Here is a 23235-nt window from a genome sequence, read left to right as displayed (position 1 = left end):
CCGCCACCAAAGTGTGCTACACTGGACCTAACAAAATTTCAGGGGGAATCATTTTTGTTTGAAATTCTCCTCATCGCCGTCAGTCTGGCCATGGACGCCTTCGCCGTGTCGGTGTCCACCGGCATCGCCGTCCCCGGCTTCGGCCCCCGGCAGGCCGCCCGCATCGGCGCCTGGTGCGGCTTCTTCCAGTTCGCCATGCCCCTCATCGGCTGGTTCCTGGGCTCCAGCGTCCGGGAGTACATAGAGTTCATCGACCATTGGATCGCTTTCGGCCTGCTGGCCCTCATCGGCGGTCACATGATCGCCGACGCCCTCAGGGGCGGCGATTGTGGGGAGGACGCGGTCACCGACCTGTCCAACCGCCGCCTCTTCCTCCTGGCCCTGGCCACCAGCATCGACGCCCTGGCCGTAGGGGTCTCCCTGGCCTTCGTGGACGTGAACATCCTCCTGGCCAGCGCCGTCATCGGCGTGGTGGCCTTCGTCCTGGCCATGCTGGGCGGGCTTTTGGGCCGCCGCCTGGGCTGCCTCTTTCAGCGCCGGGCCACTCTCCTGGGCGGCGTGGTCCTGGTGTGCATCGGCCTGAAGATTTTGCTCGAGCACCTGTCGGAGGCGGCGTAATCCATGGGCATCTGGACAGACTTGACCTTGGACATGGATGTCCACCGGCTGATCGCCCTGGTGGGGGGCGGCGGCAAGACCTCCACCCTCTACGCCCTGGCCAGGGAGGCCGTGGACCGGGGCCGTGGGGTGGTGGTGACCACCACCACCCACATCATGCCCCACCCCCGCCTGCCCCTGACGGATGACCCCGCCGCCCTCCCCGGCCTTCTGGCGGAGACGGGGGCCGCCACCCTGGGCCGGTGGGACAAGCCGGGCAAGCTTACCGGCGCCGTCCCCCCCGATACCCTCCCCGGCCTGGCCCAGACCGTCCTGGTGGAGGCCGACGGCGCCCGCATCCGCCCCCTGAAGGCCCCGGCGGACCACGAGCCCGTCGTCCCCCCCGCCGCCGACGCCGTCATCGCCGTGGCCGGACTGGACTGCCTGGGACAGACGGTCTCCGCCGCCTGCCACCGCCCGGAGCGGGTGGCCGCCCTTCTGGGCGTAGAGCAAACCCACATCCTCACCCCCGCCGACGTGGCCCGCGTCCTCTCCAGCCCCCTGGGGGGCCGGAAGCGGGTGGCCCCGGCCATGGCCTTCCGCTGCCTGCTCAACAAGGCGGACACCCCCGCCCTCCGGGCGGCCGGGGAAGAGATCCGATCCATCCTGGCGGCCCGGGGCATTCCCGCCGCCGTCCATCACTATACCGAAGAGGAGCGTGGCGGAGCATGCTGGTTTTGATCAAAGGCGCCGGGGACCTGGCCACGGGCACGGCCCTGCGCCTCCACCGCTGTCACTTCCAGGTGGTCATGACCGACCTGGACCACCCCACCGCCGTCCGCCGCACCGTGGCCTTTTCCCAGGCCATGTACGACGGGACAACCACCGTGGAGGGGGTCACCGCCCGCCGCTGTGAGACGGCGGAGGAGGCCCGTGCCGCCCTGGCGGCGGGGTGCGTCCCCGTCCTCCCCGACCCCGGGGCCGCCATCCTCCGCGCCCTTCCCTTCGACGTGCTGGTGGACGCCATCCTGGCCAAGCGCAACACGGGCACGGCCCTCACCGACGCCCCCACCGTCCTGGCCCTGGGCCCCGGCTTCACCGCCGGAACGGACTGCCACGGCGTGGTGGAGACCATGCGGGGCCACGACCTGGGCCGCCTGATCCTGGAGGGCTCCGCCATCCCCAACACCGGCGTCCCCGGCGACGTGGGGGGCTACACCCTGGAGCGGCTCATCCGCGCTCCCGGCGACGGACCCTTCCAACCCCTGGTCTCCATCGGGGACCGGGTGGAAAAGGGCTGCCCGGTGGCCCGTGTGGGGGACGAGCTGGCCCTGGCGGGCCTCACCGGCATCGTCCGGGGGATGCTCCCGGCGGGCCTGCCCGTCAAAAAGGGCATGAAATCCGGCGACATCGACCCCCGCTGCCAGCCCCGCCACTGCTTCACCGTCTCCGATAAGGCCCGCGCCATCGCCGGCGGGGTCCTGGAGGGCGTCCTCCACTTTTCCACACCAGAAAGGAGTCCCCTATGGAACGACTGATCCTCTGCGGCGGCGGCCACGTCTCCCTGGAGTTGGCCCACATCGCCGCCCGCCTGGACTTTGAGGTCTGCGTCATCGACGACCGCCCCGAATTCGCCAACGCCGGCCGCTTCCCCATGGCCGCCCAAATCCTGGCCCAGCCCTTTTCCCAGGCTTTGGAGGCCCTGGGCAGCCGCCCCTCCGACTTCTACTGCATCCTCACCCGGGGCCACGTCTACGATAAGGACTGCCTGGAACAGATCCTGCGGGGCCGTTACGCCTACGTGGGCATGATCGGCAGCCGCCGGAAGATCTCCGCCGTGATGGAGGCCCTCTCCGCCCAGGGCTTCTCCCCCCAACAGCTCTCCGGGGTCCACACCCCCATCGGCCTCCTCCTGGGGGGCCAGACCCCGGCGGAGGTGGCGGTGGAGATCGCCGCCCAGCTCATCCAGGTCCGCGCCCAGCTGGGCCCCGCCCTGGCCCCGCCCCCGGCGGACCCCGGCGTGCTTTGCACCATCACCAAAAAGACCGGCTCCGCCCCCCGGGGGCCCGGAGCCTGGATGCTGGTGCGCCCCGACGGGCAAACTACCGGCACCGTGGGCGGCGGCGCCGTGGAGTACCAGGTGGCCCAGGACGCCCTGGCCCAGTGGCGGGAGGGCGGCGATGCCCAGGAGCGCTGCTACGACCTGGGGGACCCCGCCACCCTGGGCATGGTCTGCGGCGGGCGGATCACCGTCCGTTTTCAGCGGCAATAAGCACATAAGAAAGGACGATATGATATGAAAGACATTCTCCTCTTCGTCATGGCGGGCTGCCCCCACTGCAGGCTGGCCCTCCAACTCCAGGACCAGCTCTTCGCCGACCATCCCGAGTGGCGGGACATCCCCTTGAAGATCGTGGACGAGACCAGGGAACCCGCCTTCGCCGACCAGTTCGACTATTATTACGTGCCCACCTACTACGTGGACGGCCAGAAGGTCCACGAGGGCCACGCCGAGCGGGCGGACGTGGAGAAGGTGTTCCGCCTGGCCGCGGGAGAGCCGGTCAAGAGCTGAACCCAAAGAATTTTCTCCGCCGCCCCTTGACACCTCCGAAAAACAGTGATACTATAACACCCAATCTATAATCTGATAGAGGCGCGGTTCTCATGAGTACCCTCCGGCAAGGCCAGGCAAGCCGCCGGGGAGGAAAGGGAGCGCCGCCGAAGGAAGCGAAGGTGCCTGCCGCCGCTTACCTGGGCCGCCGGGAAATACCCGCCGGACTGTCACCGTGTGTGAAGCGCTATCATGAGACTGCATCGAGGGGGGCTCCTTATGCCGCTCCCGCAAAACTCAGCTTGCTTTTTCGTGAACGCTTTCTCCGGAAAGCGTTCACGTTTTTTTTACGGCAAGACAGGATTTTAATTGGAGAAGCGAGGTAAAAAGTTTATGAATGAAAAGAAGATGACCCGCGTGGGCCTGCCCCTGGCCCTGGCCCTCACCCTGACCCTCACCGCCTGCGGCGGCGGGACCACCACCGAGAGCGCCGCCCCCTCCGCCCCCGCCGAGAGCGCCGCCGCCGAGTCCGCCGCGCCCTCCGCCGCCGCCGTCTCCTCCGGCGTAGAGGACGGCGTCCTCACCATCGCCATGGAGTGCGCCTACGCCCCTTACAACTGGGCCCAGAACGACGACTCCAACGGCGCTGTGCCTATCAAGGGCAGCAGCCAGTACGCCAACGGCTACGACGTGATGATGGCCAAGAAGCTCTGCGAGGCCAACGGCTGGGAGCTGGAGATCATCCAGTCCGACTGGGACTCCCTGGTCCCCGGCGTCCAGACCGGCATCTTTGACGCCGTCATCGCCGGCCAGTCCATGACCGAGGAGCGCTCCGAGCAGGTGGACTTCGCCGGGCCCTACTTCTACGCCTCCATCGTCTGCGTCACCAAGAAGGACAGCCCCTTCGCCTCCGCCAAGGGCATTTCCGACCTGACCGGCGGCACCTGCACCGCCCAGATCGCCACCATCTGGTACAACGACATGCTCCCCCAGATCGAGGGCGCCAAGGTCCAGACCGCCGCCGAGACCGCCCCCGCCATGCTCATGGCGCTGGAGACCGGCATGGTGGATTACGTCTGCACCGACATGCCCACCGCCCAGGGCGCCGTGGCCGCCTACCCCGATATGACCATCCTGGACTTCACCGGCTCCGATGACAACTTCGTGGCCGACGAGGGGGAGATCAACATCGGCATCTCCATGCGCAAGGGCAACACCGAGCTGAAGGAGGCCATGAACAGCGTGCTGTCCACCATGACCGCCGACGACTTCAACGACCTGATGGCCCAGGCCATCGCCGTCCAGCCTTTGGGCGAGTAACAAAGAAGCGCGGAGGGTAGGCGCGGGGGCGTATCCGCCCCATGCGTCCAACCCGCGGCGTGACAGCGCCGCCCGTATATCCATGACGCAAGAAAGGGGCATGAAAGCCCATGAACGTTTTCGCCCAACTGGGAAGAGATATTTCCAAGCTGTGGGCCGGTTACGGCACAGCCTATCTGGAGGGTATCCGCAATACCATTATCCTGGCCCTGGTGGCCACGGTCATCGGCTGTATCATCGGCCTGGCATGCGGCATTCTGCAGACCATCCCCCACGCCAAGACCGACAACCCCTTCAAGCGGTTTTTCCTGGGCCTTGTCCGGGTCATCCTGCGGATCTACGTGGAGGTGTTCCGGGGCACGCCCATGGTGCTCCAGGCTGTGTTCGTCTACTACGGCCTGCCCTACTTCACCGCCAACGCCGTCAGCTTCGGCAGCAACGTGTGGCTGGCGGCCATCGTGGTGGTGTCGGTGAACACCGGCGCCTACATGGCCGAGTCGGTCCGGGGCGGCATCATCTCGGTGGACCCGGGCCAGACCGAGGGGGCCAAGGCCATCGGTATGAACCACTTTCAGACCATGACCAGCGTCATCCTGCCCCAGGCCCTTCGGAACATCATGCCCCAGATCGGCAACAACTTCATCATCAACATCAAGGACAGCTCGGTCATGTTCATCATCAGCTTCACCGAGTTCTTCTCCGTCCACCGCACGGCCGTAGGAGCCTCCTACCTCTATTTCCCCTCCGCCGCCATCGAGATGATCGGCTACCTGACCATGACCCTGATCGCCTCCTTCATCCTGCGCTGGGTGGAAAAGCGGATGGACGGCCCCGCCAACTTCGATCTGGCCCTGGCCGACCCCCTGACCATGACCTCTGGCACCTACGCCCACCCCGACCGGGGCACCCCCTTTGACGAGCACAGCAAGGAGTACCGGGACCGGCTCCAGCAAGACCTAAAACACGGCCGTACGAGAGGAGACCGCTGACATGAGTGAGCCTATTCTGGAAGTGCGCCACCTCTCCAAATCCTTCGGCGCCAACGTGGTCCTGCGGGACATCGACTTCACCGTCTCCTCCGGGGACGTGACCACCGTCATCGGCCCCTCCGGCTCGGGTAAGTCCACCCTTCTGCGGTGCGTCAACCTGCTGGAGACCCCCACTTCCGGGGAGATCCGCTTCCACGGCAAGGACGTGGCCGCCCGGGGGGTGAGCCCCACCGCCTACCGCTCCAAGGTGGGCATGGTCTTTCAGTCCTTCAACCTCTTCAGCAATATGTCGGTGCTGGACAACTGCACCGTGGGCCAGCGCAAGGTGCTGAAAAAGGACGCCGAGGCCGCCCGGCAGAACGCCATGAAGTACCTGGAGCAGGTGGGCATGGCCCCTTACATCAACGCCAAGCCCCGCCAGCTCTCCGGCGGTCAGAAGCAGCGGGTGGCCATCGCCCGGGCCCTGGCCATGGAGCCGGAGGTCCTCCTCTTTGACGAGCCCACCTCCGCCCTGGACCCGGAGATGGTGGGGGAGGTCCTGGCCGTCATGCGGGACCTGGCCCGGGCGGGCATGACCATGATCGTGGTCACCCACGAGATGGCCTTCGCCCGGGACGTCAGCAACCACGTGGTCTTTATGGCCGACGGGGTCATCGCCGAGGAGGGCCCCCCCGCCCAGCTGTTCCAGGACCCCCAAAACCCCCGCACCCAGGAGTTCCTCTCCCGCTTCCGCAACAGCTGAATATACAAAAAAGCCCGGCGGTCTTATGACCGCCGGGCCTTTTTCTTTCCTTCGCCGCCGGATCAGTCCACCTTGGCGTAGATCCCCCGCAGCTCCTCCAGCAGATCCATGTGGTTGAAATCGTGGTGGTACACCATGTTGATCTCCCGGGTCATGCTGGCGTTCTCAATGGGCACGGACACCAGCCGCCCGGCACGCAGCTCCTCCCGGCACGCGCTGTGGGCGATGACCGACACCGCCAGGTCCATGGCCACCAGGTTCTTGATCATGGCGATGTTGTCCATCTCCATCATCACGTTGAAATTCTCCAGGCTCTCCCCGTGCCCCGCCAGGAAGTTTTCAAAGAGCATCCGGGTCCCCGCCGTGGGGGGCCGCAGGATGAGCCGCTCCCCACGCAGCTCACGGAGCAGCACGCTCTGCCGCCCGGCAAAGGGATGCTCCGGGGAGACCACGAGGCACAGGTAATCCGTGTCCAGCAGCACCGACCGGTACTGGCTGTTGGGCAGCACCCCCTCCACAATGGCCAGGTCCAGCTCGTACAGTCCCAGCTTAGTATAAAGATTCTGAATGGTATCCGTAATAATATTCATATGTGTTTTGGGATGTTCGTCACAGTAGCGGGCCAGCACTTGGGTCATCAGGTTCTCCGCCGCCGTCCGGGTGATGCCGATGTTCAGGTGCCGGGCCTGCCGGCGGTAGTCCTCCAGGCTTTGGCGGCAGTTCTGGTCCACCGCCGTCAGCCGCCCGGCGTATTTGAGCAGGATCTCCCCTTCCGCTGTCACCGTAAGCTCCCGGCCCCCGCGCTGGAAGATCCTGACCCCGAATTCCTCCTCCAGCTGCTTGATGTGGTGGCTCACGGCGGGCTGGGTCAGCCCCAGCTCCTCCGCCGCCTTGGTAAAGCTGCCCGCCCGCACCACCGTCAGCAAAGTCTTTACTTTGACATCGATCATGGCGCTTTCCCCATTCCATTCTAAATATTTATGTCAGTCTTAAATATTATGATTTGATTTTATCACGCTCTGCCCCTATAATCAAGCGATCGGAAGGAAGGAACCAATTCCCTTCCTGAAAGGAGACTTCCGTCATGCTTCATCTGGATGCCCTCACGGCCCCCACGGCCCGTGTCACCCTCTCCCTCGCCATCATGCTCCTGGCCGGCTTCCTGGCCACCCGGGTCACAAAAAAGCTCCACCTGCCCGACGTCACCGGCTATATCCTGGCGGGGGTCGCCATCGGGCCTTACGCCCTGAATCTTCTGCCTTTGGAGGTCATCCAGGGCATGGACTTCATCACCGACGTGGCCCTGGCCTTCATCGCCTTCGGCGTGGGCCGCTACTTTAAATGGAACAAGCTCAAATCCAACGGTCCGGGGGTCATCGTGGTCACCATTTTTGAGTCCCTGGCCGCCTTCGCCTTGGTCACCCTGGTGATGGTCTTTTTCTTCCGCCTCTCCCTCCCCTTCTCCCTCCTGCTGGGGGCCATCTCCTCGGCCACCGCACCGGCCTCCACCATCATGACCATCCGCCAGTACCGGGCCAAGGGCCCCTTCGTCAACACCATCCTGGAGGTGGTGGCCCTGGACGACGCCGTGTGCCTCATCGCCTTCAGCGTATGCACCGCCGTGGTCTCCGCCGAGGGGGGCGCCCGCCTTCACCCCCTGGCCATCCTGAAGCCCATCCTCTTCAGCCTGCTCTCCATCGCCGGGGGTGTCCTGGTGGGCCTGATCCTCTCCAAAACCGCCGACCCCCGCACCCGGGACCACCGCCTCATCCTGGTGGTGGCCGCCCTCCTGGCCGTCACGGGGCTCTGCTCCGCCGCCGGGGTCTCCCCCCTCCTGTCCTGCATGGCGGTGGGCACCGCCTACATCAACGCCGGGGGCAGAAAAAAGACCTTTGACCAGGTGGGCAGCGCCACGCCTCCCATTCTCCTGCTCTTCTTTGTCCTCTCAGGGGCCCGGCTCCAGGTCCCCATGCTGGCCACGGCAGGGGTGGTGGGCCTGGTCTACTTCTTCGTGCGCATCCTGGGCAAATACGCCGGCGCCTGGCTGGGCTGCGCCATTACCCACGCCCCCACACCCACCCGCCGTTACCTGGGCCTGGCCCTCATTCCCCAAGCCGGGGTCTCCATCGGCCTGGCCGTCCTGGCCGAGCGGCTCCTCCCCGGCCCCTCCGGGTCGCTGGTGTCCACCATCATCCTCTCCTCCGGCGTCCTCTACGAGCTGGTGGGCCCCGCCTGCGCCAAGGCCTCGCTGTTCCTCTCCCATACTTTAGTAAAAGAGGTGCCGGAAGAGACGGAAACGCCGGTATAAAACAGAAACCGCCTTCCCTGGCGCCAGGGAAGGCGGCTTTTATTGATGCCTGCTTGCTCCTCGAAAGGTGCGTCCTTCTGGGTGGCGTTTCTTTTCGGTCTCATGGAAGGTTAACCTGTCCGGCATAGCCGGCCAGCCTCCGCTAAAAATGCGCCACCGGCGCATTTTCTAAACGCTGCGGCCCCAGACCCCCAAAGAAAAGTCTCTGGCGCAAATCTGCTCGCAGATTCCCTTTTTAGTAGTCAGTCTACTGTCCGCTGATAGGGGGAAAGCACGGGTGCGTGTGTACGACACGTTATCCCCCCAGTGCCGCTCAGGCACTAACATGGTCTTGCTTGAAGATCCGTCCTGCCCCATCAAAGCGTGACATCAGAAACGTCGTTGACGGATCTAGAAGTATTAGCAAATATATGTTATGATATATCATATATATCATTTTGTGTGTTGCAAGGGTCGAACCAAATCGCGCATAAAGGAGCAGCATCATGGATCTGATCGGACTAAAAGTAAAACATACAACATTTGGAACAGGTGTGATTACCGGACAAGAGGGGAATTGCACAACTGTTGAGTTTGCATCCAAAACCGCCAGATTCGTGTATCCTCAAGCATTTGATCAATTTCTTAGAGCAGAGGATATTCAAATCCAATCTTTAATTGCGAAAGACATCAAAGAGGCTCAGAGGATGGCTGTGCAGCAGCGCCAGGAGGATGAACTTGCGCGCAAAACCATCGAGGAACAACGGCGTATTACAATAGCGGCTACACCTCCAAAGTCAAATAAGATAAAGAAGATCGATGACATGTTCTCTGAGGATTACCATGCTGAAAAGCTGGCAAGACAACCTATTCTAACATACCGGCAGGTTGAGGATCAGTTTGGAATCAAAATTTCTGGTTTTGGCAGGGGCATTAATCCGACAGACACCACTGTTATTCTGATTTCTTCCATTGGTAGATCCGGCGGTAAATTTGTGTATCACGACAAATGGACGGCAGATGGTGACTACCTCTATTCCGGTGAAGGAAAAACCGGCGACCAAGCTATGGCTAAGGGGAACCTCGCACTAAAGAACGCCGCTCTTGATGGCAAACAAATTCACCTATTTGTTAAGTTTTCTCCACAAGAATATTATTATCAGGGCATTTTTGAGCTGGTAGATTATACGTATGAAGAAGAGAACGATGAAACTGGCAGTCCCCGTAAAGAATATAAATTCCGCCTAAGGAAAGTGTTAACAGATGAACTGGCTTGAAGTCACAGCAGCCGTGATCCGGCAAAACGGCAAAGTTCTTATTTGTCAGCGTCCGAGGAGCAAAAGTTGCGGCTTGCTGTGGGAATTCCCCGGCGGTAAGATTGAAATGGGCGAAACCGGCGAACAGTGTATCGTTCGAGAATGTCAGGAGGAGCTCGGTATCACGTTGAATGTAGAGCGTAAACTGACAGACATTATATACGACGCCCCCGATTATACCATACATCTACACTTCTACTTGTGCAATATGATTGCAGGAACGCTGGAAAAGAAAGAGCATAACGCAATAGCCTGGATTACACCAGATGAAATTGCTCAGTATGAGTTCTGCCCGGCAGACAAAAAGATGCTGCAATTAGAACATAACCTATTGTATACCCTTTCCGAATGAATTTTACAATCAAACAATTACAAAAGAGGCCACCTATCTGTTCCATTGTGAACAGATAGGTGGCCTCGCTTCTTTTCGTTCAAAACCTCAAGTTAATGAAATTAGCTTGAAAGCCACTTCTTTCGTTCCCTAAGTGGGTGTCACAGTAGAACATCTTCGCCGTTTAACCAGTTCCTACTTCCCCACAAACTTATGGGCCTCATTCACCGCCCGCTCGACGGCGCTGAGGATATTCTGATACCCGGTGCACCGGCACAGATGCCCGGAGATGAGCTTGCGCAGCTCCTCCCGGGTGTACTGCTTCCCGCTGCCCACGATCTCCACCGCCGACATGATGATGCCCGGCGTGCAGAACCCGCACTGGATGGCGGCCTCCTCCACGAAGGCCTTCTGAATGGGTGACAACTCCCCGTTTTCATCCTGGAGCCCTTCTACGGTGAGTATTTTCTTTCCCTGGGCCCACACCGACAGGTAAATACAGGAGTCGATGGCCTCCCCGTCCACCAGGACGGTGCAGGCGCCGCACTCCCCCACCTCGCAGCCCTTCTTCACGCTGGTCAGGCCCAGCCGCTCCCGCAGGGTGTCGGCCAGGGACTCCCGGGGGTCGATGCCCACCTCTACGTCCCGGCCGTTGACGATACACTTCAAAATTTCCATGCTCATACCTTCGCGCCCCCTTTCCGGGCGGCCTCGGCCAGAGCCCGGCCCGACAGCTCTTCCACCAGTTGGAGCCGGAAGGCCTTGGAGGCCCGCCAGCTGTCCCGGGGATTGACCTCCGCCAGGGCGGCGGCGCCGATTTTCTCGATGGCCTCCCCAATGGGCAGCCCCGCCATGGCCTTTTCGGTCTCCAGGCACCGGAAGGGCACCGGCCCGGCCACGCCGAAGGCCAGCCGCAGGCTGTCCACCCTGGCCTTGTCCGCCGACAGCTTCACCAGGCAGGACACCCCCAGGGTGGCGATATCCATGGCGTTTCGCATGGCGTACTTGATATAGTGTCCGCTCCAGCCCTCATAGTGATCCTTGGGAATGACGATCTTGACGAGCAGCTCACCCGGCTCCAGCGCCACCTTCCCCACGCCCTTGTACCACTGGTCGATGGGGATTTCCCGCTCTCCCTTGGGCCCCTTGACCCGCAGGACGGCTCCGAAGGCCATCTGGGTGGAGGCGGTGTCGGCGGAGGTGATGCCGTTGCAGAGGTTCCCCCCCAGGGTCCCCGCCGCCCGGAGCTGGGGCCCGCCCGCCATATCGGCGGCCTCCCCCAGCACGGGGACGGTCCCGCGGATCACGTCGCTGAAGGTGCAGCCCCGGAAGGTGGTCAGGGGCCCGATCTCCACGTCGCCGTTGGGGGCCAGCGCCACCCCTTCCAGCTCCTCCTTCAGCTCGTGGATGGACACCAGGGAACACCCGGCGTCCTTCCCCTCCCGAATCTTGATGAGCACGTCGGTGCCCCCGGCGATGACGATGGCCTGGGGGTCCCTTTGCAAGGCCTCAATGGCGTCATCCACGCTCTTGGCCTGATAAATAGATGTAATATCGTACACGATAACACCCCTTTGTAATCAAGGTTGTCTGTTCAAACGGGCCGCTGCTCAGATCAGCCCCGCCCTGGTGAACTCCTCCACCAGCTTTTGGGGGCTCAGGGGCAGGCGGTTCACCGCCACCCCCGTGGCGTGGAGCAGGGCGTTGCGCACCGCCGGAGCCACCGGGATGGCCGGGGGCTCTCCCAGAGCCTTGTTCCCGAAGGGACCGGAGGGGTCGTCGCTCTCCACAAAGAGGGCGTGGAGCTCGGGGTGGTCCATGGCGGTGGGCAGCTTGTAGTCCAGCAGGTTGCCGTTCAAAAGCCGCCCCTTGCCGTCGAACTTCATCTCCTCGGACAGGGCGTAGCCCAGTCCCATGGACATCCCCCCGTGGACCTGGGCCTCGGCCAGCTTGGGGTTGATAAGCCTGCCCGAGTCGTGGACGTTCACGATCTGAAGCACCGTCACCTTCCCCAGGGGGATATCCACTTCCACCTCGGCGAAGCAGCAGCCGAAGGCGAAGGTGTTGTCCTTGCACTGGTGGGTCCCCTCGGCGGCGATGTGGACCGAGTGGCGGAAGGAGTAGAAGGCCTCCTGGGCCAGATCGTACATCTTCAAAACCACTTCCCCGGTCCCGGCGTCCACGATCTCCCCCTCCCGCACGTCCAGCTCTCCGGCGGGCCGCTCCAGCATCTCGGCGGCGTAGTCCAGGATCTTGCCCTTGAACTCCTCCCCGGTCTGCTTGATGGCCATGCCGGTGACGTAGGTCTGCCGGGAGGCGTAGGCCCCCGTGTCGAAGGGGGCGGTGTCGGTGTCCTGGCTGGAGACGATATGTACCCGCCCGGAGGGGAACCCGGCGGCCTCGGCGGCCATCTGGGTGAACACGGTGTCCCCCCCCTGGCCGATCTCGGTGGCCCCCAGCTGGAGCTGGACCGACCCGTCCTGGTTCAGCACCATCCGGGCGGCGGCGGTCTCCAGGGAGATGGGCCACACGCCGGTCTTATAGGAGAAGATGGCCATGCCCACGCCCCGGCGCACCGGCCCGGTCTGGTCCCGGTATTTCTCCCGCAGCTCCTCCCAGTGGATGAACTCCTTGCCCTTCTCCATGCACTCCCGCAGGGCCGTGGAGTGGCAGGTGATGCCGTTGGTGGGGTCTACGTAGCCCAGGGGCATGATGTTCTTCATGCGGAAGGCGTAGGGGTCCCAGCCCATCTCCCTGGCCACGTCGTCCATGAAGCACTCGGAGAAGAAGCAGCTCTGGGGGATGCCGTAGCCCCGCATAGCGCCGGGGGCGGGAAGGTTGGTATAGACGGTGAAGGCCTCCGCGTGGTGGGCCAGGGCGTCGGGATAGCACTGGCGGAAGCCGGTGATGGTGTTGGCCACGATGGCGTTGCCGTGGGAGGCGTAGGAGCCCTGGTCGGAGATAGCCTTGGTCCGCCGGGCCATGATGCGCATATCCTTCCCCACCGCCGCCTCCACGTCCATGGAGATGGCGTGGCGGGAGCGGGTGTTCTGGAATACCTCCTCCCGGGTCAGCTCCAGCTTCACGCACCGGCCCCCCACCGCACGGGTGAGGAAGGCGTTCAAGGGCTCGTACAGCACCTCCTGCTTGTTGCCGAAGCCGCCGCCGATGTAGGGCTTGATGACCCGGATATCACCCCAGCCGATGCCAAGGGCCTGGCCGCAGACCCGCCGCACGATGTGGGGGATCTGGGTGGAGGACACCACCACGATGCGCCCGCCCTCCATGTAGGCGTAGGACACGGCGGGCTCGATGTGGCAGTGCTGGACCATCTGGGTGGCGTAGTGGCCGGAAAAGTGGAGGTACTGGGGGTCGGAGAGCACCTCCTCCGCGTTCTTCACCTGGGCCCCCTCGCTGAGGATCTGCAGGTCCATATGCCGCAGCACGTTGTCGGGGTGCTCGTCGTGGACCGCCGCCGCCCCGGGGGTCATGGCCGCCTGGGGATCCAGCGCCGGCTCCCACTCCTCATATTCCACCCGGATGGCCCGCAGGGCCCTCTGGGCGGTGATCTCGTCCTCGGCCACCACGGCGGCCACGTCGTCACCGTAGTAGCGGACCCGGTCGGTGAGCATCTTCCGGTCGCACACGTCCTGGTGGGCTTCCTCCACGCTCCAGGGATGCCCCGGTGTGGGGTATTGGATATCCGGCACATCGAAGCAGGTGACGATCTTCACCACGCCGGGGAGCTTCATGGCCTCCTCGGTGTGGATGGCCTTCACCCGCCCGTTGGCGATGGTGCTGTGCAGGATCTTGGCCACCAGATGGGGCCGGGGGATCATGTCGTCGGTGTACTTGGCCCGTCCGGCGGCCTTGTCGGCGGCGTCCACCCGGATCATGCTTTTGCCAACTTCCACAAAAAAACCTCCTTCGCACGGTTTCATTGCCATCATTGTAACCCATCCCATGCAAAAAAGAAAGTCAGTTTCCAAAAAAATTTATTTTCCCTGGGCTTCCAGGGCCGGGCCGTCCTCCGTCCCTCTCCCTCCCTTGACCTCCCCCACCCTCCGGTGTACAATGAACCCACCATTTCAGTTCCGCGGATCAACAGAAAGGAGCGATCCCATGTCCATCCTCCTCCAAAACGGCACCCTGGTCCTCCCCGACGGCCCCCGGAAGGGCGACCTCCGGGTGGAAAAGGGCGTCATCACCGCCATCGCCGACCGCCTGCCCCCCCAGGACAGCCAGGTCATCGACTGCGCAGGCAAGCTGGTCTTTCCCGGCTTCATCGACACCCACACCCATTTCGAGATGAACAAGGGCCTGCCCAACCAGACCGCCGACGACTGGGCCACCGGTACCCGCTCGGCCCTCTGCGGCGGCACCACCACCGTCCTGGACTTCGCCGAGCCCGCCCGGGGGGCCTCCCTCCAGTCCGCCCTGGATACCTGGCACGGCCGGGCCGACGGGCGGGCCTGCTGCAACTACTCCTTCCACATGACCATCAAGGACTGGAACGACGCCATCCGGGCCGAGCTGCCCCGGATGACCGCCCAGGGCATCACCTCTTATAAGATCTACCTGGCCTACGCCATGCGGGTCTCGGACACCGTGGCCTACGAGGCCATCCGGGCCATCGGCCGGGAGGGGGGCGTGGTGGGCTGCCACTGCGAAAACGGCGAGCTGGTGGACGAGGGCATCGCCGCCCAGAAGGCGGCGGGCCGCCTGGGCCCCGACGCCCACCCGGATGCCCGCCCCCCGGCCGTGGAGGCCGAGGCGGTAAACCGCTACCTCACCATCGCCGAGCTGGCCGGGGTCCCCGTCAACATCGTCCACCTCTCCACCCTCCGGGGCCTGGAGGTGGTCCGGGCCGCCCGGGCCCGTGGCCAGAAGCTCTACGTGGAGACCTGCCCCCAGTACCTCATGCTGGACGACAGCGTCTACCACCTCCCCGGCTTTGAGAGCGCCAAATATATCTTTGCCCCGCCCGCCCGCTCCCCCGAAAACAAGGAGGCCCTCTGGCAGGCGGTGGCCGACGGCGCCGTGGATACCATCGGCACCGACCACTGCTCCTTTTCCACCGCCACTAAGGCCCTGGGCCGGGAGGACTTCTCCAAGATCCCCAACGGCATGCCCGGGGTGGAGGACCGGGTGCGCCTCCTCTATACCTACGGCGTGGCCGCGGGCCGGATCTCCCTCTCCCGCATGACCGAGCTGCTCTCCTCCAACCCGGCCAAGCTCTTCGGCATGTACCCCCAAAAGGGGGCCCTGGCGGTGGGTTCCGACGGTGATATTGTAATTTATGACCCCAATTCTACTGGTAGTATTCAGGCGTCCGCCAACCATTCCGCCTGCGACTACGACCCCTACGAGGGCACCCCCGTCACCGGCCGGGTGGACACCGTCCTCCTGAACGGCGAGCCCGCGGTCCGGGACGGCGCCCTCCTTCTGGAGGGCCGGGGCCGGTTCATCCCCCGGGGCCCGGCCCAGTTCTGGCGATGAGCGCTCCGGTCTCCGCCGTCCTTCTGGCCTCCGGCCTCTCCCGCCGCTACGGCTCCAACAAGCTGCTGGAGCCCGTGGACGGCCTGCCCCTCTACCGCCGGGCCTTCGCCGCCCTCCCCGCCCCCCTCTTCCACCGGGCGGCGGTGGTGAGCTGTTACGACGAGATCCTCCGGGCGGCGGAGGGGGCGGGCTACCTCCCCGTTTTCAACCCCGCCCCGGAGGAGGGCCAGTCCCTCTCCCTCCGCCTGGGCCTGGCGGCGGTGGCGGAGGGCTCCGCCGCCGTCCTCTTCTCGGTCTGTGACCAGCCCCGCCTGACCCAGGAGAGCGTAAAAGCCCTCCTGACCGCCCACCAACGTCGGCCCGGCCGCATCACCGCCCTCTCCCACCGGGGCTGCCGGGGCAACCCGGTCATCTTCCCCGCCCCCTACTTCCCCGAGCTGATGGCCCTCACCGGCGACACCGGCGGCGCCCCCATCCTCCGGTCCCACCCGGAGGCTCTCCAGCTGGTGGAGGCCGCTTCCCCGGCGGAGCTGGAGGATATGGATGTTCCTCCTCACCGTTGATTGACTGCACGTCGGGACGTGGGGCCTTCTGGGGGACATTTCTTTTCCCGAGGAAAAGAAATGTCCCCCAGACCCCCAAAGAAAAGTCTTTTGGTGCAAACCTGCTCGCAGATTCCCATTTTAGTAGAAGGTCTCCTGCCCGAAGATAGGGGGAAAAGCACGGGAGCGTCTGTGCGACACGTGGTCCCTTTAGCGCCGCTCGGCCGCTGACGTGTGCTTGACAGATGGTTGGTCTTAGCCTTCCCCCTGGGGGAAGGTGGCAGCCCAAAGGGCTGACGGATGAGGGGAACTGCGGACATAGAAAAGTCCCTGCAAAACCGATAAGTTCCCCTCATCAGTCTCGCTACGCTCGACAGCTTCAACGACTTCGCTTGCATCAAGTGGCCCTAACGCTATCGCTAAGGGCCACTAGACCCCAGGGGAAGCCCTTTACAAACGAACCCCGGGGCCGCTACGAAGTGCGGCCCCGGGGTTTTCCCACGTTCTTATGGACAACTCGGGGAGGTTTCCAAAGGAGGGGCAACCACAGGCGCCCCTCCTTTGGTCGTTTCAAGGGGTGGTCCCGGAGGGGGAAATCGAAATCCCCCTCCGGGCGTCTTTTCTGGGGGGGGGTCTGGGGGGCCATCTTTTCCACGCGGAAAAGATGGCCCCCCTGTCGGTACCGCCTTCCAAAAGGCGGCACCCCCCAATAACCCCCTACCTCTCCTCCCGGAAATAGGCGCTCCCCAAGCTGGCCGGCGGCTGGTTCTCCCGCTTCTGCCGCATGGAGACCACCACAAGCACCACCACCGTCACCACGTAGGGCAGGATCATATACAGCTGCCCCGGAATGAACGGGATGGCCAGCCGCACATAGAGGATCATCAGCCCGCCGAAGAGCACCGAGCTCCACAGCGCCCGCAGGGGGCTCCACAGGCAGAAGATGACCAGCGCCACCGCCAGCCAGCCCTCCCCGGACAGCCCCTCGTGGTTCCACACCGCCCCGGCGATGGTCATGATGAACACCATGCCCCCGATGGCGGAGATGCCGCCGCCCACGATGGTGGCCAGATACTTGTACCGGGTGACGTTGATACCCGCCGTGTCCGCCGTGGCGGGGGACTCCCCCACCGACCGCAGCTTCAGCCCCGCCCGGGTCCTGGCGAGGAAGTACCACATCACGATGGCCATCACAAGGCCCAGATACACGAAGATGTTGTACCCGAACACCAGCTTTCCCACCACGGGCAGCTCTTGGAGGGCCGCCGGGAAGGGAGACTTCTGGAACACGTCCTTCAGCGCGTTGCTGAGGGCCACGAATCCGCCCTCCTTCTCCCGCATGAACTGGCCCATGAACTGGCCCACCCCGGTGCCGAAAATGGTGAGGGCCAGGCCCGTCACGTTCTGGTTGGCCCGGAGGGTCACGGTGAGGAAGCTGAACACCAGGGCCCCCGCCGCCCCGGCGGCGAAGGCGGCGGCCAGGGCCACCGCGACGGCCACGGGCCCCGAGGTGGCCGCCCCGGCCAGTTTTTCATAGTAGAAGGCCGCCCCCAGGCCGAAGGCGCCACCCATGTACATCATGCCCTCCACGCCCAGGTTCAGGTTGCCCGACTTTTCCGTGAGGATCTCCCCCACCGTGCCGTACAGCAGGGGCGTGCCGTTGAGGACGGCGGCGGTGAGCAGGGGGATGAGGAACATATTCAAAAATCCATTCATTTGGCCGCCTCCTGTTCCGCCTTCGGCTCCCTGCCCCGGACGATGACCCGGTAGCGGATGAAGAACTCGCACCCCAGCATGAAGAACAGCAGGATGCCGGTAATGATGTCGGAGATGGACACGGGCACCCCCATCCGGGTCTCCAGGGTGTCCGCCCCCTTCTGGAGGATGGCCAGCATCCCGGAGATGCCCACCATGCCGAAGGGGTTGAGCTGGGCAAGCCACGCCACGGTGATGGCGGTGAACCCGGCGTTGTTGGCCACCCCGTCGTAGAGGGTGGTGTTGGCCCCCGACACCAGCAGGAAGCCCACCATCCCGGCGATGGCCCCGGAGAGGAACATGGTGCGCATGATGATCTTCCCCACGTTCATCCCGGCGTACCGGGCGGTGTTCTCGCTCTCCCCCACCACCGAGATCTCGTAGCCGTGCTTGGTGTGCTTCATGTAGACGTACATCAGCACCGTCAGCACCAGCACCACGATCCAGCCGCAGTAGACCCCCAGGACCTTGGGGAGGACGGCGTTGGCGTCGAACTGGGCGATCTGCTGGCAGCCCTTGGGAGCCTTCTCCCAGGGCCCGCCCTGGAGCCATTTCACCACCCCGATGATGATGTAGTTCATCATCAGGGTGAACAATGTCTCGTTGGTGCCCCAGCGGGCCTTGAAAAAGGCTGGGATCAGGGCCCACAGCCCGCCCCCCAGGATGCCCGCCAGGGCCATCACCAGCAGCAGGGGCACGTGGGGCAGCTTGTCCGCCCAGAACAGGGCGAAGTAGGTGGAACAGATGGCCCCGGCGGTGATCTGCCCCTCGGCCCCGATGTTCCAGAACTTCATCTTGAAGCAGGGGGCGATGGCCAGGGCCGTGCCCAGCAGGGGGATGAAATTTTTCACCGTCTGCCGGATGGCCGAGGGCTTGCCCAGGGCCCCGTCGATGATGGTGGCGTAGGCCTGGACGGGGTTGTTCCCCAGGGCCCCCATGAGAATGCCCCCTACCACCAGGGCCAGCACGATGGAGGCCAGGCGGATGGCCATGGCCTTCCCCTGGGAGAGCCCCTCCCGCTTGGCCAGGCGGAACAGGGGCGCCTTTTGTGTCTCGTTCATTCCGCCCCCTCCTTTCCGCCGCCCACCCGGGTCATGTAGAGCCCCAGCTCCTCCTTGGTGGCGGTCCGGCCGTCCACCACGCCGGAGACCTTGCCGCCGCAGAGCACCAGCACCCGGTCGCACAGCTCCACCAGCACGTCCAGATCCTCTCCCACCAGCAGCACGGCCACCCCCTTCTCCTTCTGCTCATTGAGGAGGTGGTAGATGGTATAGGAAGAGTTGATGTCCAGCCCCCGCACCGGATAGGCCGTCATCAGCACCGTGGGGGAGGAGGCGATCTCCCGCCCCACCAGCACCTTCTGCACGTTGCCCCCCGACAGCCGCCGCACCGGGGTGTCCACCCCGGGGGTGACGATCTCCAGCTCCTCCACCAGCTTCCGGGCCAGCTCCCGGGGGGGCTTGCGGTCCACGAAGAAGCCCTTGGCCTCCCCGTAGGTCTTGAGCATCATGTTGTCCACCATGCCCATGCCCCCCACCAGGCCCATGCCCAGCCGGTCCTCGGGGACGAAGGCCAGCCCCACGCCGATGCGCCGGATCTCCCCGGGGGTCTTGCCCATCAGCTCCTCCCCGTCCCGGTCCACCGGCACGTGCTGCCCGGCGATGGGCTCGCCGGGGTCGGGGGGATAGTAGAGGATGCTCCCCGTCCCCCCCTGGAGCCCGGCCACCGCCTCCAAAAGCTCCTTCTGGCCGGAGCCCGCGATGCCGGCGATGCCCAATATCTCCCCGCCGAAGGCCTGGAAGGACACGCCGTCCAGCATTTTGACCCCCTCGCCGTTCTTCACCGTCAGGTCCTTGACCTCCAGCCGCAGGTTGCGCCTCTCGCACAGGGGCCGGTCGATGTTCAGGGTCACCGCCCGGCCCACCATCATGTTGGTCAGCTGTTGGGGGTCGGTCTCGGCGGTATTCACCGTGCCGATGTACCTGCCCTTGCGGAGCACCGCCACCTGGTCGGAGATATCCATCACCTCGTGGAGCTTGTGGGTGATGATAATGATGGCCTTGCCGTCCTCCTTCATGTTCCGCAGCACGGCGAAGAGCTTGTCGGTCTCCTGGGGGGTCAGCACGGCGGTGGGTTCGTCCAGGATGAGGGTGTCCGCTCCCCGGTAGAGGGCCTTGACGATCTCCACCGTCTGCTTCTGGGACACCGACATGTCGTACACCTTCTGGTCCGGGTCGATGTCGAAGCCGTACTTCTCGCTGATCTCCCGCACCCTCCGGCCGATGGCTTTCGTGTCGAACTTGCTCTTCTCGTCCAGCCCCAGCACGATATTCTCGGCGGCGGTGAACACGTCCACCAGCAGGAAATGCTGGTGGATCATGCCGATGTGGTAGCGGAAGGCGTCCTTGGGGGAACGGATGGACACCTCCCTGCCGTCGATGTAGATGTGCCCCTCGTCGGGCAGGTAGATGCCGGCGATCATGTTCATGAGGGTGGTCTTGCCGCTGCCGTTCTCCCCCAGCAGGGCCAGGATCTCCCCCCGGCGGACCTCCAGGTCCACCCCGTCGTTTGCCACCACCGAGCCGAACCGCTTGGTGATGCCCTTGAGCCGGATGCCGCTGATAGTTTCCAAGGCTATCATCCTCTCTCCCCCCACCCGGGGGATTCTTCGGGTCCATTATACCACAGGCGCGAAGCGCCGTCGCGGCTTATCTTTTCCATCCGCCGAAGCCGCCGGGGAAAGGCCGCCCCGGCCTCCGCCCTACGGCGAGAGCGGGCCGCGCTGCGCGCGGCCCGCTCTCGATTTTCCCGGGGAATACCCCGGTCACTCCTCGGTGATGCCGTCGATGATCCAGTAGAACTGGGGCGCGGAGGGGGCCCCGGCGGCCACGTTGGACTCGTCGTAGAACTCGCCCTCGGCCATGGTCTTGGTATCGGGGGCGTCGGCGCCGAAGGCGGTGCCGATGCCGGTCCAGGGACCCTGGAAGGGGTGGATGGTGCCGTCGGCGATCTGCTTCTCCACCTCGGCCACCTTCTCGGCGGTGCCGGGGGCGGCGATCTTCTCATTGAGCTGGGTCAGCACCACGGCGCCCTCACCCATGCCTGCGGTCCAGTCGGAGGCCAACTGGCCCCCCTCGGCCACGGTCTTGATGCAGTACTCGAAGTACACGCTCCAGTCGATGCGGGTGGACACCAGGCTGGCGTCGGGCGCCACGCCGGTCATGTCGTTGTTGTAGCCGCAGTGGAAGGCCCCGGCGGACTGGGCGGAAGTGGCGGGAGTGGTGTTGTCGGAGTGCTGGGAGATGAGCTTGCAGCCCTCGTCGGCCAGGGCGCTGGCGGCGTTGGCCTCCTTGGGGGCGTCGGACCAGGAATTGACGTACTTCACCCGCATAGTGGCGCTGGGGCACACGCTCTTGGCGCCCAGATAGAAGGAGGTGAAGCCGGAGACCACCTCGGAGTAGGGGAAGGCGCCCACGTAGCCGATGAGGGCCTCGTCCTCCTTGATCTCCCCCTCGTCGATCATCTGCTGGAGCTTCATACCGCCCACCACACCGGCCAGGTAGCGGCCCTCGAAGATGTTGGCGAAGGCGTTGTGGGTGTTGTCCAGATCGTCCAGGGCGGACATCATGTTGGTGCAGGAGACGAACTGAATGTCCTTATAGTCGGGGGCCACCTTCAGCATGAAGGGCTCGAAGCCGTAGGAGGTGTTGATGATCAGCTCACAGCCCTCGTCGGCCAGCTCGATGTTGGCGTCCTCGCAGGAGGAGTCCTCGTTGATGTTGTTCTTGACCACCCACTCCACATTGATGCCCTGGTCGGCCAGCAGCTTGGTGGCCTCCTCCTTGCCCCGCATGAAGTTGTAGGTGTAGCCCTGGTCGTTCTCGTCGCCGATGTTGATCATGCCCACCTTGATGGTCTTGCCCTCGGGGGCGGCGGATTCCGCCGCGGCGGACGGGGCGGGAGCGGACGCCTCGGGGGTCTTGGACTCTTCGGCGCCCTGCCCGCCGCAGGCGGCCAGGGACAGAGAAAGGGCCCCAGCCAGGAGCAGCGACAAATACTTCTTTTTCATTTCATTTTCCTCCTCATGAATCTTCCGTTGTGGTTGGGTTTGTTATATAAACGGCCCCATCGCCGGAATTTCCGCTGTGGAAAAGCAGAAAAGAAGGGCCGCCGCTCTGGCTCGCCCTTTTCTCATCCACTCATCACGACCTGAACCAGGCCGCCTGTGGCAGCAAAAAATCTTGTCACGCGCGAAACGCGCTCAGCAGAAGGTGACCCCCTCCGTCTCACTCATACTCTCGATCCGGGCCAGGGACCTCCCCAACCGGCTCCGCCGGCCGGGGACCCCCTCTGGATTTCACATGCTCGGTCGGCACAGCCTCCCTGCGCAATCCTCCGCTTCGCTTCGAATTAACGGCGCTCCCGCGCCGACGGGTGGAATCCCTGGTCCCGCTCCTTTGGCTCCTTCTCAGCAGAAGGTGACGCCCTCCGTCTCACTCATGCTCTCGATCCGGGCCAGGGACCTCCCCAACCGGCTCCGCCGGCCGGGGACCCCCTCTGGATTTCACATGCTCGGTCGGCCAAGCCTCCCTGCGCAATTCTGCGCTTCGCTCCGAATTAACGGCGCTCCCGCGCCGACGGGTGGAATCCCTGGTCCCGCTCCTTTGGCTCCTTCTCAGCAGAAGGTGACGCCCTCCGTCTCACTCATACTCTCGATCCGGGCCAGGGATTCCACCCGGATGCCCTGCCCGCGGATCAGATCCCCGCCGGGCTGGAAGGCCTTCTCCACACAGATGCCGGCCCCCACCAGGGTGGCCCCGGCGCTCTTCACCACCTGGATCAGCCCGTTGAGGGCGGAGCCGTTGGCCAAAAAGTCGTCGATGAGGAGCACCCGGTCCTCCGGCCCCAAAAACTCCCGGGCCACGATGATGTCGTACACCTTCCCGTGGGTGAAGGACTCCACCTTGGAGGTGTAGACGCTTCCGTCGATGTTCTTGCTCTTGCTCTTCTTGGCGAAGATAACGGGCACGTCGAAGTACTGCCCGGCGATGCAGGCGATGCCGATGCCGGAGGCCTCGATGGTCAGGATCTTGGTGACCTTCTCGTCCCCAAAGAGCCGGAAGAACTCCTTGCCGATCTCGTTGTACAGCTTCACGTCGATCTGGTGGTTCAAAAAGCTGTCCACCTTCAATACCGCTCCGCCGTTGCGGATCTTTCCGTCCTTCTGAATGCGCTCTTCCAGCAGTTTCATCTCGCGTCCTCCCCAAATCTCTCATCTGTGCTTTCATTGTACAAGAAACGGCTCG

22 protein-coding genes and 1 riboswitch are annotated in these 23235 nt (G+C 64.1%); of the genes, 13 read left to right on the top strand and 9 right to left on the bottom strand.

All coding sequences use genetic code 11. The features are described from left to right. The first annotated feature begins 54 nt into the window (after window positions 1–54). From AAEU42_RS11770 to AAEU42_RS11735, 8 genes are all read left to right on the top strand, one after another. Window positions 55–618 (top strand): manganese efflux pump MntP, encoded by a 564-nt coding sequence (locus AAEU42_RS11770; RefSeq protein ID WP_342233751.1) that lies wholly within the window; start codon window positions 55–57, stop codon window positions 616–618. A 3-nt stretch (window positions 619–621) separates the two neighbouring features. After that, the gene (gene yqeC, locus AAEU42_RS11765) at window positions 622–1338 is read left to right on the top strand and encodes a selenium cofactor biosynthesis protein YqeC (RefSeq protein WP_342233750.1); all 717 of its coding nucleotides are present in this window, start codon (window positions 622–624) and stop codon (window positions 1336–1338) included. Then, a complete protein-coding gene (gene yqeB / locus AAEU42_RS11760; RefSeq protein WP_342233749.1) occupies window positions 1326–2135 on the top strand; it encodes a selenium-dependent molybdenum cofactor biosynthesis protein YqeB in 810 nt (269 codons plus the stop codon). Before yqeC ends, yqeB begins: the two co-directional genes overlap by 13 nt. Further along, on the top strand, window positions 2123–2869 hold the full coding sequence (locus AAEU42_RS11755; RefSeq protein WP_342233748.1) for an XdhC family protein: 747 nt from the start codon (window positions 2123–2125) through the stop codon (window positions 2867–2869). The genes yqeB and AAEU42_RS11755 overlap by 13 nt, the downstream gene beginning before the upstream one ends. 24 nt (window positions 2870–2893) lie before the next feature. Beyond that, a complete protein-coding gene (locus tag AAEU42_RS11750; protein ID WP_342233747.1) occupies window positions 2894–3169 on the top strand; it encodes a thioredoxin domain-containing protein in 276 nt (91 codons plus the stop codon). A 68-nt stretch (window positions 3170–3237) separates the two neighbouring features. After that, window positions 3238–3406, top strand: a riboswitch (Lysine riboswitch). A gap of 135 nt (window positions 3407–3541) precedes the next feature. Further along, complete coding sequence (locus AAEU42_RS11745; RefSeq protein ID WP_342233746.1) at window positions 3542–4468, top strand: transporter substrate-binding domain-containing protein; 927 nt, start codon at window positions 3542–3544, stop codon at window positions 4466–4468. Between the two features lie 110 nt (window positions 4469–4578). Further along, window positions 4579–5457, top strand: a complete 879-nt coding sequence (locus tag AAEU42_RS11740) for an amino acid ABC transporter permease (protein ID WP_342233745.1) — start codon at window positions 4579–4581, stop codon at window positions 5455–5457. A gap of 1 nt (window position 5458) precedes the next feature. Continuing rightward, window positions 5459–6199, top strand: coding sequence for an amino acid ABC transporter ATP-binding protein (locus AAEU42_RS11735; RefSeq protein WP_342233744.1), 741 nt, complete (start codon window positions 5459–5461; stop codon window positions 6197–6199). Window positions 6200–6261: 62 nt separating this feature from the next. On the opposite strand, the gene AAEU42_RS11730 is transcribed toward AAEU42_RS11735, so the two are convergent. After that, entirely contained in the window at window positions 6262–7149 is an 888-nt protein-coding gene (locus tag AAEU42_RS11730) for a LysR family transcriptional regulator (RefSeq protein WP_342233743.1), read from the bottom strand. Window positions 7150–7283: 134 nt separating this feature from the next. On the opposite strand from AAEU42_RS11730, the gene AAEU42_RS11725 reads away from it, so the two are divergent. From AAEU42_RS11725 to mutT, 3 genes are all read left to right on the top strand, one after another. Continuing rightward, window positions 7284–8507 carry a cation:proton antiporter gene (locus AAEU42_RS11725; protein ID WP_342233742.1) on the top strand — a complete coding sequence of 408 codons (1224 nt, stop codon included), beginning with the start codon at window positions 7284–7286 and terminating at the stop codon, window positions 8505–8507. Between the two features lie 485 nt (window positions 8508–8992). Then, window positions 8993–9763 (top strand): SRA domain-containing endonuclease, encoded by a 771-nt coding sequence (locus AAEU42_RS11720; RefSeq protein WP_342233741.1) that lies wholly within the window; start codon window positions 8993–8995, stop codon window positions 9761–9763. Continuing rightward, window positions 9750–10154 carry an 8-oxo-dGTP diphosphatase MutT gene (mutT, locus tag AAEU42_RS11715; protein ID WP_342233740.1) on the top strand — a complete coding sequence of 135 codons (405 nt, stop codon included), beginning with the start codon at window positions 9750–9752 and terminating at the stop codon, window positions 10152–10154. Before AAEU42_RS11720 ends, mutT begins: the two co-directional genes overlap by 14 nt. Window positions 10155–10328: 174 nt before the next feature. On the opposite strand, the gene xdhC is transcribed toward mutT, so the two are convergent. Genes xdhC through xdhA form a run of 3 tightly spaced genes read right to left on the bottom strand, consistent with a single transcriptional unit; the run spans window position 10329 to window position 14047 of the window. Further along, entirely contained in the window at window positions 10329–10811 is a 483-nt protein-coding gene (gene xdhC / locus AAEU42_RS11710; protein WP_425288217.1) for a xanthine dehydrogenase subunit XdhC, read from the bottom strand. 2 nt (window positions 10812–10813) lie between these two features. Then, the gene (gene xdhB, locus AAEU42_RS11705) at window positions 10814–11695 is read right to left on the bottom strand and encodes a xanthine dehydrogenase subunit XdhB (RefSeq protein WP_342233738.1); all 882 of its coding nucleotides are present in this window, start codon (window positions 11693–11695) and stop codon (window positions 10814–10816) included. Window positions 11696–11743: 48 nt separating this feature from the next. Beyond that, window positions 11744–14047, bottom strand: coding sequence for a xanthine dehydrogenase subunit XdhA (xdhA, locus tag AAEU42_RS11700; protein ID WP_342233737.1), 2304 nt, complete (start codon window positions 14045–14047; stop codon window positions 11744–11746). Between the two features lie 208 nt (window positions 14048–14255). On the opposite strand from xdhA, the gene hydA reads away from it, so the two are divergent. Further along, complete coding sequence (gene hydA, locus AAEU42_RS11695) at window positions 14256–15632, top strand: dihydropyrimidinase (protein WP_342233736.1); 1377 nt, start codon at window positions 14256–14258, stop codon at window positions 15630–15632. Then, window positions 15629–16195, top strand: coding sequence for a nucleotidyltransferase family protein (locus AAEU42_RS11690; RefSeq protein WP_342233735.1), 567 nt, complete (start codon window positions 15629–15631; stop codon window positions 16193–16195). The genes hydA and AAEU42_RS11690 overlap by 4 nt, the downstream gene beginning before the upstream one ends. A gap of 696 nt (window positions 16196–16891) precedes the next feature. Here AAEU42_RS11690 and AAEU42_RS11685 read toward each other — a convergent pair. The 5 genes from AAEU42_RS11685 to AAEU42_RS11665 form a co-directional block, all read right to left on the bottom strand. Continuing rightward, complete coding sequence (locus tag AAEU42_RS11685) at window positions 16892–17890, bottom strand: ABC transporter permease (RefSeq protein ID WP_425288213.1); 999 nt, start codon at window positions 17888–17890, stop codon at window positions 16892–16894. Next, window positions 17887–18990 (bottom strand): ABC transporter permease, encoded by a 1104-nt coding sequence (locus tag AAEU42_RS11680; RefSeq protein WP_342233734.1) that lies wholly within the window; start codon window positions 18988–18990, stop codon window positions 17887–17889. The genes AAEU42_RS11685 and AAEU42_RS11680 overlap by 4 nt, the downstream gene beginning before the upstream one ends. Continuing rightward, a complete protein-coding gene (locus tag AAEU42_RS11675; RefSeq protein ID WP_342233733.1) occupies window positions 18987–20570 on the bottom strand; it encodes an ABC transporter ATP-binding protein in 1584 nt (527 codons plus the stop codon). The genes AAEU42_RS11680 and AAEU42_RS11675 overlap by 4 nt, the downstream gene beginning before the upstream one ends. A 183-nt stretch (window positions 20571–20753) precedes the next feature. Beyond that, window positions 20754–21998, bottom strand: coding sequence for a BMP family ABC transporter substrate-binding protein (locus AAEU42_RS11670; protein ID WP_342233732.1), 1245 nt, complete (start codon window positions 21996–21998; stop codon window positions 20754–20756). A 606-nt stretch (window positions 21999–22604) separates the two neighbouring features. Next, window positions 22605–23180, bottom strand: coding sequence for a xanthine phosphoribosyltransferase (locus tag AAEU42_RS11665; protein ID WP_342233731.1), 576 nt, complete (start codon window positions 23178–23180; stop codon window positions 22605–22607). Between the last annotated feature and the right edge of the window lie 55 nt (window positions 23181–23235).

Source organism: Pseudoflavonifractor phocaeensis (genome assembly GCF_038439875.1).
In the GTDB taxonomy this organism is placed as follows: Bacteria; Bacillota; Clostridia; order Oscillospirales; family Oscillospiraceae; genus Vermiculatibacterium.
The sequence above is the reverse complement of the archived record's forward strand: the minus strand, read 5'-3'. Positions and strand labels throughout refer to the sequence as shown.

Bases quoted from the DNA above. Each gene is read 5' to 3' on its own strand.
- AAEU42_RS11745 (WP_342233746.1), top strand. From the start codon at position 3,542: ATGAATGAAAAGAAGATGACCCGCGTGGGCCTGCCCCTGGCCCTGGCC.
- yqeB (WP_342233749.1), top strand. From the start codon at position 1,326: ATGCTGGTTTTGATCAAAGGCGCCGGGGACCTGGCCACGGGCACGGCC.
- AAEU42_RS11670 (WP_342233732.1), bottom strand. From the start codon at position 21,998: ATGAAAAAGAAGTATTTGTCGCTGCTCCTGGCTGGGGCCCTTTCTCTG.
- mutT (WP_342233740.1), top strand. From the start codon at position 9,750: ATGAACTGGCTTGAAGTCACAGCAGCCGTGATCCGGCAAAACGGCAAA.
- AAEU42_RS11755 (WP_342233748.1), top strand. From the start codon at position 2,123: ATGGAACGACTGATCCTCTGCGGCGGCGGCCACGTCTCCCTGGAGTTG.
- AAEU42_RS11750 (WP_342233747.1), top strand. From the start codon at position 2,894: ATGAAAGACATTCTCCTCTTCGTCATGGCGGGCTGCCCCCACTGCAGG.
- AAEU42_RS11680 (WP_342233734.1), bottom strand. From the start codon at position 18,990: ATGAACGAGACACAAAAGGCGCCCCTGTTCCGCCTGGCCAAGCGGGAG.
- AAEU42_RS11725 (WP_342233742.1), top strand. From the start codon at position 7,284: ATGCTTCATCTGGATGCCCTCACGGCCCCCACGGCCCGTGTCACCCTC.
- AAEU42_RS11735 (WP_342233744.1), top strand. From the start codon at position 5,459: ATGAGTGAGCCTATTCTGGAAGTGCGCCACCTCTCCAAATCCTTCGGC.
- AAEU42_RS11730 (WP_342233743.1), bottom strand. From the start codon at position 7,149: ATGATCGATGTCAAAGTAAAGACTTTGCTGACGGTGGTGCGGGCGGGC.
- AAEU42_RS11685 (WP_425288213.1), bottom strand. From the start codon at position 17,890: ATGAATGGATTTTTGAATATGTTCCTCATCCCCCTGCTCACCGCCGCC.
- AAEU42_RS11665 (WP_342233731.1), bottom strand. From the start codon at position 23,180: ATGAAACTGCTGGAAGAGCGCATTCAGAAGGACGGAAAGATCCGCAAC.
- xdhC (WP_425288217.1), bottom strand. From the start codon at position 10,811: ATGGAAATTTTGAAGTGTATCGTCAACGGCCGGGACGTAGAGGTGGGC.
- AAEU42_RS11720 (WP_342233741.1), top strand. From the start codon at position 8,993: ATGGATCTGATCGGACTAAAAGTAAAACATACAACATTTGGAACAGGT.
- hydA (WP_342233736.1), top strand. From the start codon at position 14,256: ATGTCCATCCTCCTCCAAAACGGCACCCTGGTCCTCCCCGACGGCCCC.
- AAEU42_RS11675 (WP_342233733.1), bottom strand. From the start codon at position 20,570: ATGATAGCCTTGGAAACTATCAGCGGCATCCGGCTCAAGGGCATCACC.
- yqeC (WP_342233750.1), top strand. From the start codon at position 622: ATGGGCATCTGGACAGACTTGACCTTGGACATGGATGTCCACCGGCTG.
- AAEU42_RS11690 (WP_342233735.1), top strand. From the start codon at position 15,629: ATGAGCGCTCCGGTCTCCGCCGTCCTTCTGGCCTCCGGCCTCTCCCGC.
- AAEU42_RS11740 (WP_342233745.1), top strand. From the start codon at position 4,579: ATGAACGTTTTCGCCCAACTGGGAAGAGATATTTCCAAGCTGTGGGCC.